The organism is Natronoflexus pectinivorans, assembly GCF_004345615.1.
Lineage (GTDB): Bacteria > Bacteroidota > Bacteroidia > Bacteroidales > Marinilabiliaceae > Natronoflexus > Natronoflexus pectinivorans.
In genome coordinates this window covers 126,353-140,318 of record NZ_SLWK01000001.1, presented here as the reverse complement: position 1 = coordinate 140,318, position 13,966 = coordinate 126,353, and the positions used below count along the sequence as shown (strand labels likewise).

At 40.0% G+C, this 13,966-nt stretch carries 12 protein-coding genes; 2 read left to right on the top strand and 10 right to left on the bottom strand.

What is annotated here, in order from left to right; genetic code table 11:
• Positions 1 to 606: 606 nt before the first annotated feature.
• The 3 genes from EV194_RS00580 to EV194_RS00570 form a co-directional block, all read right to left on the bottom strand.
• Positions 607 to 1,410, bottom strand: coding sequence for a hypothetical protein (locus tag EV194_RS00580; protein ID WP_132431036.1), 804 nt, complete (start codon positions 1,408 to 1,410; stop codon positions 607 to 609).
• Between the two features lie 403 nt (positions 1,411 to 1,813).
• Positions 1,814 to 3,004: a [FeFe] hydrogenase H-cluster maturation GTPase HydF gene (gene hydF, locus EV194_RS00575; protein ID WP_132431034.1), complete on the bottom strand. Its 1,191-nt coding sequence runs from the start codon at positions 3,002 to 3,004 to the stop codon at positions 1,814 to 1,816.
• 10 nt (positions 3,005 to 3,014) lie between these two features.
• On the bottom strand, positions 3,015 to 3,563 hold the full coding sequence (locus EV194_RS00570) for a hypothetical protein (protein ID WP_132431032.1): 549 nt from the start codon (positions 3,561 to 3,563) through the stop codon (positions 3,015 to 3,017).
• 339 nt (positions 3,564 to 3,902) lie between these two features.
• Between EV194_RS00570 and EV194_RS00565 the strand changes: the two genes are divergently transcribed.
• Entirely contained in the window at positions 3,903 to 4,925 is a 1,023-nt protein-coding gene (locus EV194_RS00565) for a TolB family protein (protein ID WP_132431030.1), read from the top strand.
• An 88-nt stretch (positions 4,926 to 5,013) separates the two neighbouring features.
• Here the strand turns inward: EV194_RS00565 and EV194_RS00560 are convergent, their stop codons facing one another.
• From EV194_RS00560 to ric, 6 genes are all read right to left on the bottom strand, one after another.
• Complete coding sequence (locus EV194_RS00560; RefSeq protein ID WP_132431028.1) at positions 5,014 to 6,177, bottom strand: sigma-54-dependent transcriptional regulator; 1,164 nt, start codon at positions 6,175 to 6,177, stop codon at positions 5,014 to 5,016.
• Between the two features lie 107 nt (positions 6,178 to 6,284).
• Complete coding sequence (locus EV194_RS00555) at positions 6,285 to 7,223, bottom strand: Ppx/GppA phosphatase family protein (protein WP_132431026.1); 939 nt, start codon at positions 7,221 to 7,223, stop codon at positions 6,285 to 6,287.
• A gap of 107 nt (positions 7,224 to 7,330) precedes the next feature.
• The gene (locus EV194_RS00550) at positions 7,331 to 8,677 is read right to left on the bottom strand and encodes an ABC transporter permease (RefSeq protein ID WP_132431024.1); all 1,347 of its coding nucleotides are present in this window, start codon (positions 8,675 to 8,677) and stop codon (positions 7,331 to 7,333) included.
• 13 nt (positions 8,678 to 8,690) lie between these two features.
• The gene (locus EV194_RS00545; RefSeq protein ID WP_243699286.1) at positions 8,691 to 9,611 is read right to left on the bottom strand and encodes an ABC transporter ATP-binding protein; all 921 of its coding nucleotides are present in this window, start codon (positions 9,609 to 9,611) and stop codon (positions 8,691 to 8,693) included.
• A 115-nt stretch (positions 9,612 to 9,726) separates the two neighbouring features.
• Positions 9,727 to 10,170 (bottom strand): RrF2 family transcriptional regulator, encoded by a 444-nt coding sequence (locus EV194_RS00540; protein WP_132431022.1) that lies wholly within the window; start codon positions 10,168 to 10,170, stop codon positions 9,727 to 9,729.
• Between the two features lie 16 nt (positions 10,171 to 10,186).
• Positions 10,187 to 10,909, bottom strand: coding sequence for an iron-sulfur cluster repair di-iron protein (gene ric, locus EV194_RS00535; RefSeq protein ID WP_132431020.1), 723 nt, complete (start codon positions 10,907 to 10,909; stop codon positions 10,187 to 10,189).
• Positions 10,910 to 11,058: 149 nt separating this feature from the next.
• On the opposite strand from ric, the gene EV194_RS00530 reads away from it, so the two are divergent.
• Entirely contained in the window at positions 11,059 to 11,598 is a 540-nt protein-coding gene (locus EV194_RS00530; RefSeq protein ID WP_132431018.1) for an HD domain-containing protein, read from the top strand.
• A 1-nt stretch (position 11,599) separates the two neighbouring features.
• Here EV194_RS00530 and EV194_RS00525 read toward each other — a convergent pair whose 3' ends face one another.
• Positions 11,600 to 13,771, bottom strand: coding sequence for a cation:proton antiporter (locus EV194_RS00525; RefSeq protein ID WP_132431016.1), 2,172 nt, complete (start codon positions 13,769 to 13,771; stop codon positions 11,600 to 11,602).
• Positions 13,772 to 13,966: the final 195 nt, after the last annotated feature.

Here is a 13,966-nt window from a genome sequence, read left to right as displayed (position 1 = left end):
CTGTTTAAATTTAATTTATAGAACATGTTATAGACTCGAATGTTAGATTTAAGATAGGGGTTGTGAAAAATTCCTACATGATTAATAATGTGCAATATAGCCTTATTTCCAGTCATTAAAGTGCAAGTTTTTTTAATATAACTATAGAATTTACGTGCATTGAAAAAGCTTGAAATAATGGAATCTTCCGCCTTTGAAAAATGCCGTTAAGAATATCAATGTGACAGGCGTAAAAATATGCGTTGTTTGAGCGTAGCGAGTTCGCAGATTTTAGCCTGGCAGATTGATATTTAGGCAATTTTTCAGCAGCGGCGGCATTTTTTGCTTACTTTTTTTTGCTGGTGCGGAGCGAAGCGGATCACGCAATACCTTAAAAGGAAAACACAAAATGAGTAAAAAAAGTAAGAGCCCGTCCGGCTTGAGGACAAAAGAAATATAATATTGGTCTGCAGACTTTTTCAGCAGACCCTATTGTTAATTTAACAGTGCTTGATGAAGTATCAGAAAACTTTTTGTTCCCAAAAAGCTTTCTGATATTCTTATATAGGAGGATGTTTAACCGTGTTTTTCAGGAAAGGCAAGCATAAGTGTGACATTTCGATTAATTCAATACTCTTCAATACATAAAATCTTCACCGGAACAGAAGGGCCTACATAGGCCAGGCAAACCGGTTCATATAGATATTTATGCTCCTCCTTTACTATTACTCCAATAATGTATTGTTTTCCTTCAACAGGAATGAATTCAGAAATTGCATCATCAATGGCAACAGGTTGTAGGTATTTGTGAAAATGATAGTTTCCGTAACCTGCATAAACGCTGTCATCAACTGCAAACCACAAATTGTCGTATAGTCCGTTTCCGCAAATTACAGATTGTGCCGTTACAACAAAGTTGCAGTTGTAGCTCTCTTCAAAATCAAAATCATACCCGTCTCCTGTCCAAATTACTGAATCGGAAGGATTGTATCCACTATACGCGTTGATCGAAACATTGGTGATCATTATGGAGTCCAGAATGTTTTCCAAGGGAAAGTATAGAGTTTCCGTTATATATGCATCGCAGAAGTCGTTGTTGGCGTCGTGGGTAAGTATCAGGTGCATAATTGGGGGGTTACTGCTGCGCATCATTTCGTCCCAGGTTAGGGTGAAATGATGAGTTTCGCATCCCCCGGAGTAACCAACAGTGATTTTTATTAAACCGTCCTCAAAACTAACTTCAAGTATTTCAAATGGGTCGCTTGTGGCTCCTGAAGAGTTGTTTTTAATATTAAAAAAATCGCTGTTGCTGCTTTTAACAGTAGTTAAAGAGATTTTTTCATCAGACGTAGTCTCTTTTTCTTCGTCTTTGGAGCAACTGATGAATGTAAATGTTGCTGCTAATAAGATAATTGCAAAATGGGTTTTCATGTGTCTATAATTTGTTTTTAAGTTGCCACATGGAACTCGCCATAGTAGTCATACCCCTGTGTGAGAATTGGTTCTCATGGCTCGTTTCATATGGTTATGATTTAAATTTTTAATGACTTCCGATACTTCAGCCCAACGGGGTTAGGGGTGAGCGAGGGAGACTCATCAGGTTTGACTCGATACCTGGGACTCCTCTCATGGCTTTACTTAAATGGATTACAAGATATATAGCAGTTCGTTAATCTTTTTTATTTCCCTAATTACCAGGCCTTTACGAATCCGCCGTGGTGCTGCCCAATCAGTTGAAAATAAAAAGCTTACTTATATCTAATAATCTAATCCCGAGATATTCGGGACTAACGATCTATTGAGATATAGATGCAAATGGCAAAAAAAGGTTGCGTCAAAGATTAAATGGTTGCATGGCTCTATTATAAATTCCCTTCATCCAGGCAATGGCCATGCCGTAATTGGTGACCGGAATGTCGGCTTCGATGGCCGGTCGCAGTCGGTTTTGCAGTTGACGACGGGTAATCATGCAGCCACCGCATTGGATGACGATGGCATATTGATTAATAGGTTGTGGAATGTTGTCCAACCCGGCTACTATATCGAAATGAATTTCCCCTTTTATGTGGTTTTTTAGCCACCGGGGGATTTTCACCCGTCCAATGTCATCGCAGGTTGAGTGATGCGTGCACGACTCCAGAATGAGAACTTTGTCGCCATCTCGAAGTTTATCAAGATAAGGTGTCCCTTTTTTATAAGCTTCAAAATCGCCTCTGAAACGAGCCAGTAAAATGCTAAAACCCGTTAGAAGGATTTCATTCGGAATGATTTTATCTATTTTCCCGAACAACTGGCTGTCTGTGACAGCCAGTTTTGGTTTGACGCCGGTAGTTCTGAGGAAATGTTCAACTTCACTCTCTTTTAAAACAATATTGATGGCATGATTGTCCAAAACATCCCTGATGGTCTGAACCTGGGGTAAAATCATTCGCCCCTCTGGTGCTTCAGTATCTATGGGTGTAATGAGCATTACTATATCTTTTGGTGCGATGATGTCGCCCAAAAGGGTCGGATTAGACCAGGCTGTTTCGGGAATGGCGTTTCTTATGCAATTATTGATTTCTACAGTGTCTTCGCCAGCTGAAAATTCCAGAAAAAATTTGGCGCCGATTTCCTTGTATGAGTTTTTTGTCTTTTGGCTGGCCGGCTCAATATCTTTTTTATTATGCACCACGATGAACGGCACACCTCTTTGTGTGAATTTTTCAGCTAGATCAAATTCCCAGTTCTCCAGTTGGTTATTTGTTACAATCAGGATGGCTAAATCTATTTGATCGAGTATTCGCAGGCTTTTTGTTACACGTTTTTCGCCAAGTTCTCCGGTATCGTCAATTCCGGCAGTATCGATTAAAATGGCAGGTCCTACGCCTGCAATTTCCATTGATTTTTTAACCGGGTCGGTGGTTGTACCTGCAATGGGAGAGACAATGGCTATGTCTTGTTGAGTGAGACAGTTTATCAGCGTGCTCTTGCCATTGTTTCGTCGTCCGAAAAAGGCAATATGAGGTTTTCTGTCTCTGGCCATAATGAGTTTTTTAGCTAAGCACCATCATAAATTCACTCTCCAGAATATCAGATTCCTCCATGGAGGCAGTCCAGATTTTCCAGGTTATGAGATATTTTTTCAAAATAAGAAAGTAGGTAAGAGGGAATTCATCTTTTTGCCACAACTGGGCATAGTTCAGAAGACCTTTGCGTTTGATGAGCCCATCAAGTTCTTTGATGATGGTATGATAAAATGATTTTAATGGAATCGATCCCTCAATAACCTCTTCGGGTTGATTGTTCTCTTCAAAGGCATTGGTGTTTCTGATTAAAGAAAAATCTATGGTTTCTCCATCAAGCGATGAGAACTCCATGGTAAATACACAGTTGTCGCAATACCATTCAACACCGGCGCTGTTTTCCTCTCCCCATAAATGAGCCGGAGTTTGAACCAAATCGACCATGGATTTGAGCAAGTCGCCTAACGGATTGCTGGCATTTAAGGCTTCAAACTGGAGTTTCTTCTTTTTGTAAATGAAGTAACCTCCTGCTTTGCCGGTCTCTATCAGATCGTATTTGAAAGTAATTGTGTTTTTCATTAATGATCTATCGACTCTAATTGGTTACTTTGATTTGATCGAGAAGAGATTTAAGATGCAGGAATATATTTCATTTATGATCCATACAGCATTTCCGTTTACGGGAAATGCTTAACATCCAAATCTCTAAAATTTAGGGATGAAAGTATAAAAAAAATATTTGTAAACGATCTCTTTTTTAATGTTTTTCAGCATTATGGCTGATTTTTTGTTGATGATATCGTGTCTGTTTTTGTTTGATGAATGTTTGTTGTCGTAAAATATTATTATCTTTACTATTGATTTTGGATGTGCCCGGATGGCTGAGTTCGCAAGTTTTGTGGGGCGAAATTTGTAATTATGATTAGGTTTTTTCTTATAGCTGGTTGTCTGTTTTTCTTCTCGTTTATTAATGAAAGTAAGGGGCAGATTCGTTACGATGGTGATCCTTCGGCTTTTTTGTTGCCTGACGAGGCACCGGAAATCCCCAGATTATTGGCATCTGGTTTGATCTCCACTGGTTTGGATGAAACCGGAGGTGTTTTTACTCCCGATTATCATCAATTCTATTTTACCATCAACCATCGAAACGAAACTTTTGCCATTGTATATATCCGTTTTGAGTCGAGTGTTTGGCGATACCCGGAGGTGGTGACATTTTCAGGATTATATAATGATACAGATCCTTTTATTACGGCGTGCGGAACACGTTTGTATTTCTCTTCAACCCGTCCGGTTGAAGAGGGCGGGAGATCCGATGTTTGGAATATCTGGTATGTAGAAAAAGATGGAAATGATTGGGGTGAAGCCATTCCGGTTGTTTTTAATTTGGATCGTCATGAACGTCATCCTTCCAAAACCAATACCGGAGAGTTATATTTTCATGCCGATTATGGAAGTTCTCTTGTCACCTATGATTTGATGGCCACTAATATTTATGTTTCATCTTTTGATGGTAGTGGTTTTGGCCAACCATCAAAAGTTGCAAGCCATTTACTTAGCGATTTTGCTGATTTCTCTCCGGTGGTTTCTCCAGATGGCCGATATATGATCTTCGCCTCAAATCGACCCGGTGGAAATGGCGGATTCGATCTTTACATTACATTTCGGAATGATGACGGAACCTGGGGTCCGGCTCATAATATGGGTGAGGTAATCAATGGTTCAGATAATGAGCATTTCCCTTCTATTTCGCCCGATGGACGCTTCTTGTTTTTTTCAAGTAATCGCCGGGTACCTCATGTACGTACTTCGCGGCAAATGAATTACTCTTATTTTAAGCGCACAGGCCTTGGGCCCGGAAATGGGTTAAATGATATATACATGATTGGTGCTTACCTTTTTGATCCGGATGCGACGAAAGAGAAACCTGATGATGAGTAAGGTTTTTGCCAATGGATTTATCCAGTCCTTTAGGATGAAATACTGAGCAACTTTTCAGGTGTTTCAGTGAGACTGCCAATCCGATTTGTTACCAAACCGGCGTAGCATAAGCCTTCACCTCTTTGCTTGTGATGGTGTTGTTACAAAGAATGATGAGTCGTTCAATTACATTTCTGAATTCACGTATGTTTCCTGTCCAGGAGATTTCCTGTAATGCATCCAGAGCCGATTGATCAAACTCCCTTTTGGCAACTCCCAACTCTTCTGAAATGAGTGTGTTAAAGTGTTCAGTAAGCAGCGGGATGTCTTCTTTTCGTTCATTTAGCGCCGGAACATGAATAATGATAACGCTTAATCGATGAAAAAGATCTTCCCTGAAATTTCCCTGCCTGATCTCTTCCTGTAGATTTTTATTGGTAGCTGCCAAAACTCTAACATCTACCTTTATATCTTTATCACTTCCTACTCTCGAGATCACATTCTCCTGTAATGCTCTTAATACTTTTGCCTGAGCAGCCAGACTCATGTCTCCGATTTCATCCAAAAAGATGGTGCCACCATGTGCCTGTTCAAATTTTCCTTTACGCTGTTTTACTGCTGAGGTAAATGCTCCTTTTTCGTGACCAAAAAGTTCACTTTCGATGAGTTCAGATGGAATTGCTGCGCAGTTTACCTCTACAAAGGGCTCCTGTGCACGATTGCTTTTCTCGTGAAGCCATCTTGCCACCAATTCTTTTCCGGTTCCGTTGCTGCCTGTTATGAGCACCCTGGCATCGGTTGGCGCCACTTTGTCGATCATCTCCTTTACCTGTCTGATGGGTTCTGACTCACCAACCATTTCGAAGGTTTTACTAACCTTTCTTCGTAAAACTTTGGTTTCTGTTACCAGATCTTTTCTTTCAACTGCATTTCTTATGGTTACAAGCAATCGGTTTAAATCGAGGGGTTTTTCAATAAAATCGTAAGCTCCTTTTTTGATGGCATCCACGGCCGTATCAATGTTCCCATGTCCTGAAATCATTATCATGGGAGTTTCCTGACTTTTTTCCATGACTTTTTGCAATACTTCAATGCCATCCATTTCCGGCATTTTTATATCGCATAGTATGATGTCGTATTTGTTGTTGTCAAACAGTTCCAACCCCTGTGGCCCATTTTCTGCCAAATCAACTTCGTTGTTTTCGTATTCCAGTATCTCTTTTAACGTGTTTCTGATACTCTTCTGATCATCAATTACTAATATTTTGGACATAAGATGTTTTTATTGATCGTTACATTCGAAATTCCTGGCGGAATTCGAATAACAGATGTGCATACATCTGTTTAAGAAATGATGTGGTATAATTTGAAATATAATTTTTACAACTCACTGTTGATTATTTGTAGAATGGCTCCTTCTTTTAAAGCAAACGAGCATTGCCATACTTCCTGATGTTTTATTTTTCCCAGTACCCACTGAACAATGATGCTGGCAGGTACAATGTTATCCACTCTGTCTCTATCCATACCCGGTATTATTCTACGCTCGTCGGCGTTGGTGGTTATCAGGGTTTGATGGATATCTTTCAAAAATTGTTCATGAATTTTGAAGGTGGTAATTTTTGACAAATCCAGAAGTGGGAACTCGCGATTAGCTATAATTGCTGCTAACGTGTCGAAAGAACCTGAAGATCCTACCACCTTGAATATTGGAAACTGTTTAACTGCGTTTAATAATGACTCCAGTTTTGACGACAGATGTTTTTCAATGCTTTTAACTTGGTCGGAGGTGATTGGATCGGAAGGAGTAAATTGCTCTAAAAGCCTGGCCACACCAACATTATAACTCTCTTTCCAGGCTATCCCGTTTTTGTTGGCAATAATAAACTCAACACTGCCGCCGCCAATATCCATGATGAGTGTGTAGTAATTGGCCAGTGGTACAACTTGCTTTACTCCGTCAAAAATTGTTTGTGCCTCCTCGTCTCCCGGGATTACGCGAATTGTAAGTCCCAACTCCTGCTTAACGCGTCGAACAAAATCAGCTCCATTGGTTGCACTTCTGATGGCCGAAGTTGCAAAACAAAAAATGCTCTCCACCTGGTATTCCGAGATGGCTATCAGGTGTGAAGTCAATGCTTCAACTCCTCTTTTCATTGCTTCGGGAGTGATGGTTGCTTTGTGAATCCCCCCTTCTCCAAGTTTTACAGGATATTTGGACTCTGTTAAAACTCGGTACGAATTTTTATCTACCTCTGTAATAAGAAGATTAAAGGTGTTGGTACCCAAGTCAATTATAGCAACTCTTGTTTTTTCCATACTTAACTGCCTCCTTCTTATGGCTGATCTTTGAACTTCTTTTATAAATTGATAAACTCAAAGTTATAAAAATAACTTTGAGTTTAACCTTTATAGAGGGGGAATGTTTATTTTGTAGAATATTTAAACCATTTCCATAGTTCCTTGTAATCTACTTTTTTACCATACATCAATATGCCGGTGCGATAAATTCGTGCTGCAAACCATGTGGCAAACAGAAAACCTGCCACAAGTAACACCATTGATAAGGCAATTTCCCATCCCGGAACATCGAATGGAACCCTTGACATCATCACAATGGGTGATGTAAGCGGTATCATCGAAAACCAAAAAACCAGGTCGCTGTGAGGATTTCTGAATCCTGCCATGGCTACCCATAAAGCAATTATAATGGGGATGGTAATGGGCAGCATGAATTGCTGTGAATCTGTTTCGTTATCGATGGCTGCACCAATGGCAGCAAAAAGTGCTGCGTAAAGCAAGTATCCGCCAATAAAGTAAAACAAAAACAACAACAAGGTATTAACCGGGTTGATGGTGTTGATGGATTCCATGATTTGATCGAATGCAAATGCAGATTCGATGTTCTCCATTTCTGCTCCGACAGGATGCTCTGTACTGGTCATCTCTATGCCATCCATTCTGGATGGCATAGGAGAATCTGAAAAGAACAGAGCTTTTACACCAAAAAGAATTATAGCGGTTAATGCTACCCATAAAAGAAACTGGGTTAGTGCTACCAATGCAATTCCACCAATTTTTCCCAGCATTAGCTGAAATGGCTTAACCGATGAAATGATGACTTCAACAATGCGGTTGCTCTTTTCTTCCATCACCCCACGAAGCACCTGTGTCCCATAAATAAATACAAACAAATAGGTGAGGAACGCGAAAAATATACTTACAATCATTGCGATTTCTGTTGATGTATGTTTTTCGGTGCCGTCCTCTCCAAGTTTTAGGGTGGAAATGTTTACTCGTACATCGTTTACCTCAGCAATGATCTCATGAAGACCATCCATTTCGTATGTGCGGAGTTTCTCATTTCTGAGAAACTCTCGGAGATTCCGTGTTATGTGATCTCTTACATCCATGGTGATTTGTCCGTCAGAAAAAAGTCTGATGGCGTCTGACTTTTTCAAGAGATCGTCTTCAATTAAAAGAAAGGCATAGTATCCTGATGTCGAAAAATTGCTTCTAAGTTCACTCTCTTTATTTACCGGCAGATATTCGAATTTCAACCTTTCGGTATCATCAATGCGACCTTCGTATAGCCCTGTGTAGTCAATGATGGCTATTTGCCGTTCATCACGATCTTCAATGGATGCTATCCACCCCGGAATGACAAACATGGCTGCAAAGAGCAAAGGACCCAGAATGGTCATGATGATGAAGCTCTTTTTTCTTACCCTGGTAAGGTATTCTCTTTGTAGAATTAGTATTGTTTTGTTCATGGCTTTGGTTGGGTTATTTGTTTTCGTTCACAACTTTAATAAATACGTCATCCATGCCGGGTAAAACCTCCTTGCAACTATGTATTTCACAGTCGTTTATCACCAGTTTCAGCAGTTGGTTCATGTTATTTCCTTCATCCATTTTTACCAGCAGAGAGCTGAACCCGTTGGAGGGACCGCTTTCGATGATCTCATAGGATTTGTTGATGGTCTCCTTAAGTTTCTCTGTATCTCCGGAGTATTCAAGTTTTATGAGATTCTCTCGATATTGGTAGCGAATATCGTGAACAGCGCCGTTCAAAATGGATTTTCCGTTGTTTATGAGTGTGATGTGGTCGCAAAGAGCCTCTACTGAACTCATGTTGTGGGTAGAAAAAATAATGGTAGCTCCCTCTTTCTTCAGATTCAGAATTTCATCTTTCAAAAGACTTGCATTGATTGGATCGAAACCACTGAATGGCTCATCAAAAATAAGAAGTTGGGGGTTATGCAGGATGGTCACGATGAATTGAACCTTTTGTTGCATCCCTTTGGATAGTTCCTCTACTTTTTTGTCCCACCACGCCTGAATCTCAAATTTTTCAAACCAGTATTTGAGTTTCTTTAAAGCGTCCCGGCGGGAGAGATCTTTTAATTGGGCTAAGTAGAGAGCTTGTTCTCCAACCTTCATCTTTTTATACAAACCCCTCTCTTCAGGCAGATAACCTATTCTTGCTATGTCGCTGCTTTTAAGTGGTTTGTTGTTGATGAGGATGGAGCCACTGTCAGGCCCCGTAATTTGATTAATGATGCGAATCAGCGTGGTTTTGCCAGCTCCATTTGGCCCTAGAAGGCCAAATATTGTGTTTTCCGGAACAGAAACCGATACATGATCCAATGCCAGATGTCCGGCATATTGCTTTACTACGTCTTTTGCTTCTAAAAATGCCATCATATTAGGATTAGGTGATTACCTTATTTTTTGCACATTATGCAAAAGTACGAAAAGAGTTGTTAGAATTTTAAATGAAAAAGAAATAATTGACCGATTGTATAATTGCATAGCTGTTTTATTCCATGGTAATTCTATTCAACACCCCTTCACCCGATATAATTTTATCAGCCAAATCATCTATGGTGGTGTTGGTTGTCAGCTGTTGATATCGGTCTCTTATTACGGCGTATTCTTTATGAATAGGACAGGGTGCAGTGTCGGAGCATCTGCTTAACCCGATTCCACAACGAGTAAAAAGGGTCATTCCTTCAATGGCATTAATGATTTCTATTAGGGAGAGAGGCTTGCTTTCTGGATCGAAAAAAAAGCCACCGCCTCTTCCGCGAACTGATAGTAGAAGTTTTTTTCGAACACAGGTTTGCAGAATTTTTGCCGTGAATTGTTCGGGAGCTTCAATCTCCCGGGATATTTCACGATAACCGGGACGCATGGCGTCCCGGTTTTTAATGGCTATGTAAACCAACGCTCTTATGGCATATTCTGAGGCTTTCGATAACATGATGATTATTTTGCCTCTAATTTATTAATTTTTTCTCCATTTCTAGTGCTTTTGGAAACAGGATGTTGTTTTCAAGATGCACATGCCGGTGTAGGTCTTTTTCGAATGCTTTTAGTTTTTCTAAACCAACACGATACGTGTTGCAACCATCCGGAGGAAGGGTGTAGTTATTTGTTAGTTTCGAAATAGTTCGAAATCTTTCTCCTTCCCCATCATGTTCATCGTGCATGTTTTCAATGACATCTTCGATGGATTTGAAGTTGCTCTTTTCCGGAAGCTGACCTGTATTCAAAGCATCTGCCAGTTCTTTTACGTACGGGAATAAGATCTCTTCTTCATCTTTTAAATGTTTTTTAAAAGCTGTGATTGCCTCCCCAAACAGATGCTCAATTTCTATTAATTCGTGGTGATTTGCACCATGTACATCTGCAAGTTTTGCAAGGTAGGGAGGGATGGTTTCCAGGTTTTCGCGCACAAATGTGTGGTGATGCTCAATGATGTGGTCAATTAGTTCTGCAGGACTCAGCCTGTTTATGAGATCTGATTCCACATCGCGACTGGCTATGGCAGTTTCAAGTTCATTCACCAGTTTATTAGTATTTACATTGTTTTTTTTGGCAGCCTCTTCTATGGAGATGTTACCTCCGCAGCAAAAGTCGATACCGTTTTTCAGGAAGACATCCGCTGTTTTGTAATTGTCTGCTACCAGTTTCCCAATTGTTTGATCTAAAATTGTCATAACTATTCTGTTTTAATTGAGGATAAAAAAGTCTTTAATGTTGCAAATGTACTTATTTGAGACAAGACTGCAATATAAAAAGACAAAAAAGTCTTTAAAAAAATCAAAGCATTACAAACTTTAACCGTTTCTTTTTCGTATCATTGTGAATGATGGTAGAACTGATTATCGACAAATATTATCCCCGGAAAAAGAAGGCAAGAAATATCCTTGAAACACATAGCCTGATGGTTATGGAAAGGGCGCTGAAGATCGCTTCTGAGCATCCTGAGCTGGAAGCTGACGAGATTCTACTAAGAGAGGGTTGTATGCTACACGATATCGGGATTGTGGAGACTTATGCTCCGGAAATACATTGTTTTGGTGAACATCCCTATATTCGTCATGGAGTCATTGGTGGGCAGATTTTAAGGGGGCACGGACTTCTGAGGTTGGCAAATATCTGTGAGCATCACACAGGATCTGGTTTATCTGCTGAAGAAATCAAATTGCAAAATCTTCCTCTTCCTCATGTTGATATGCTCCCAGAATCCATTGAAGAAAAAATAATCTGTTTTGCCGATAAGTTTTATTCAAAAGGGAACAACTTAACCAAGGAAAAATCTCTCGATAAAGTCCGAAAAGGAATGGCTCGGTATGGAGAACAGCAATTGAAGAGGTTTAATGAGATGTGTGAAATGTTTCTTTAGATTAGTTCTTTCTCAACATTTTCGAAATACTATCAATTAAAGTATCCAATCGTTCAATGTTTTCACTTAAGAAATCCAGTTTTTCAGGATTTCCAAAATCGTTCAGCACGGCTTCTTTAAATCCATGCTGCCTTGGATAAATCATTATGAAACTATTTCTCTTTAAATATTTCTTCAGGTATTTTGGAATTCTTGCCATAATGCCTTGATAAGAAACGGCATTTTTGCGACTCATGACTACCACCACGTTATCATCTTCTCCTGCCTCGGCCAGTATCACAAGAATGTCATCGTAATCGTGAAATATTTTAAAGTCTGCAGATACCGGATGTTTTTTATGAAGTTTGGCGATGACCTTAAGAGTTGATTCTTGTCCGTAAAAAATTAGTTTTACACCGGTATTGTCTGCCAGTTTCCAGATTCTCATAATCCAGAATGCAAAGCCAGGTTCTTTTTCGGCATCAGGCGGAACAATTACCAAATGACGCTTTATGGTCGAGAGTGGTTGTGAAATGCGATAAATAAATATGGTGGCGTGGCATGTTGAAAGCAACCCTTCGGTAATACTACCCAAAATTGATCCGGCAATTTTGCTTTTTTGATGCAGTCCCATAAAAATATCTGTGATTTTTTGTTCTTTAACTACGTTGGTGATGCCGTTTACCACGTTAAGATCATACCTGAGCAACTCATGCATGTGTTTATCTGTTGCAGCGGCTACATTTGCGGCCCGTTGTAATGTCTTCCTGGCTTCCCGTTCTTTCACCGGATCGAAGCCCTCTTGGGAAACAACATTTAAACCATAAAGATCTCCATTATTTTTGCTTTTTATGGTAATGGCCAGATTTACCAACTCTTCTATGGTGTCGGGGTGGCTTATTGTAACGAGTAGTTTCTCTTTGCCGGGTTTCTCTTTCTTTTCATCGTCGTCTGTTCCTGCGGATTGCCGGGCAATGTTTTGTGCGCCTTTTTGAGCTACAAATGAGGCGATGGTACAGGTAACCAGAATCATTAATATGGCTCCATTGAGTACGTTTTCATTCAGAAGTCTGATGGGGTCTCCGGCCTCGGTTTCCCCAAGAATTACATTGTAACCTACCAGAACAGCAGCAAGCGTAGCTGCTGCCTGTGCATTGCTAAGGCCAAAAATTACTCGACGTTCATCAATTGTAAACCTGAAAGTTTTTTGTGTAATGTAGGCAGCGATAAACTTAGATACGGTAGCTGCAACGGTCATCACAATGGCTACCAATATGGCTTCGAAATTGTTTATAAGAACGCGAAAATCAATTAGCATTCCAACCCCAATTAGAAAAAAAGGAATAAAAAGAGCATTACCCACAAATTCAATGCGATTCATTAAGGGCGAAGTGTTTGGCACCAGTCTGTTGAGTGCCAGCCCAGCCAAAAACGCTCCGATTATGGCTTCAACTCCTGCTAATTCAGCCAAATAAGCTGAAACAAACACCACCCCCAGTACAAAAATGTATTGCGAAACTTTATCCCCATATCGCTTAAAAAACCAACGACCCAATATTGGAACCAGTATCGCGACAGCTGCAATAAACAAGGCCATGGAAATGGATAGCTCCAGCCAAAAACCGGGACCCATTTCACCTCTGGTCATCCCTACAATAACTGCCAAAACTAGTAGGGCAAGGGTATCTGTAATCATGGTTCCGCCAAGTGTAATACCAACCACCCTGTTACGGCTTATACCATACTGGCTTATTACAGGGTAGGCAACCAGAGTATGCGAAGCAAACATACTGGCAAGTAGTATGGATGTTGTTAGGTTAAACCCCAATAAATAAATACCAGAAAAGATTCCTAATACCATGGGGATGATGAAGGTGTACATCCCAAAAATGATGCTTTTGCGACTATTTTTTCGAAAATCGGCCAGGTCAATTTCCATTCCGGCCAAGAACATGATGTACAATAGGCCTACAGTGCCAAAAAGTTCCACGCTGCTGTCGCGCATCAGTAAATTTATGCCATTGGGGCCAACAATTGCCCCGGCAATGATCAGTCCTATAAGATGGGGAACCTTCAGAAGGTTTAAAACCAAAGGAGCAAAAAGTATAATAAACAGGATGACCGAAAAAATCAGTACGGGGTTTTCAAGGGGGAAAGTTAACCCATTTGAATGGAGTATTGAGAGTATCCGCATAGCTGACTTTTACAAATGTTTCCTGACTATTAAATCGTCATTTTTATCAGTTTGTTCATCTCAAATATAATTTATTTCTTAGTTTATTGAGGAATGAGAGATGATAAAGTTTATATAAAATTGTAAGATATGACATCTTGAAGGTGGAAGTATTATTTCTTATTTATCATTTCGACAGAGCCTTATCTGTGAAAT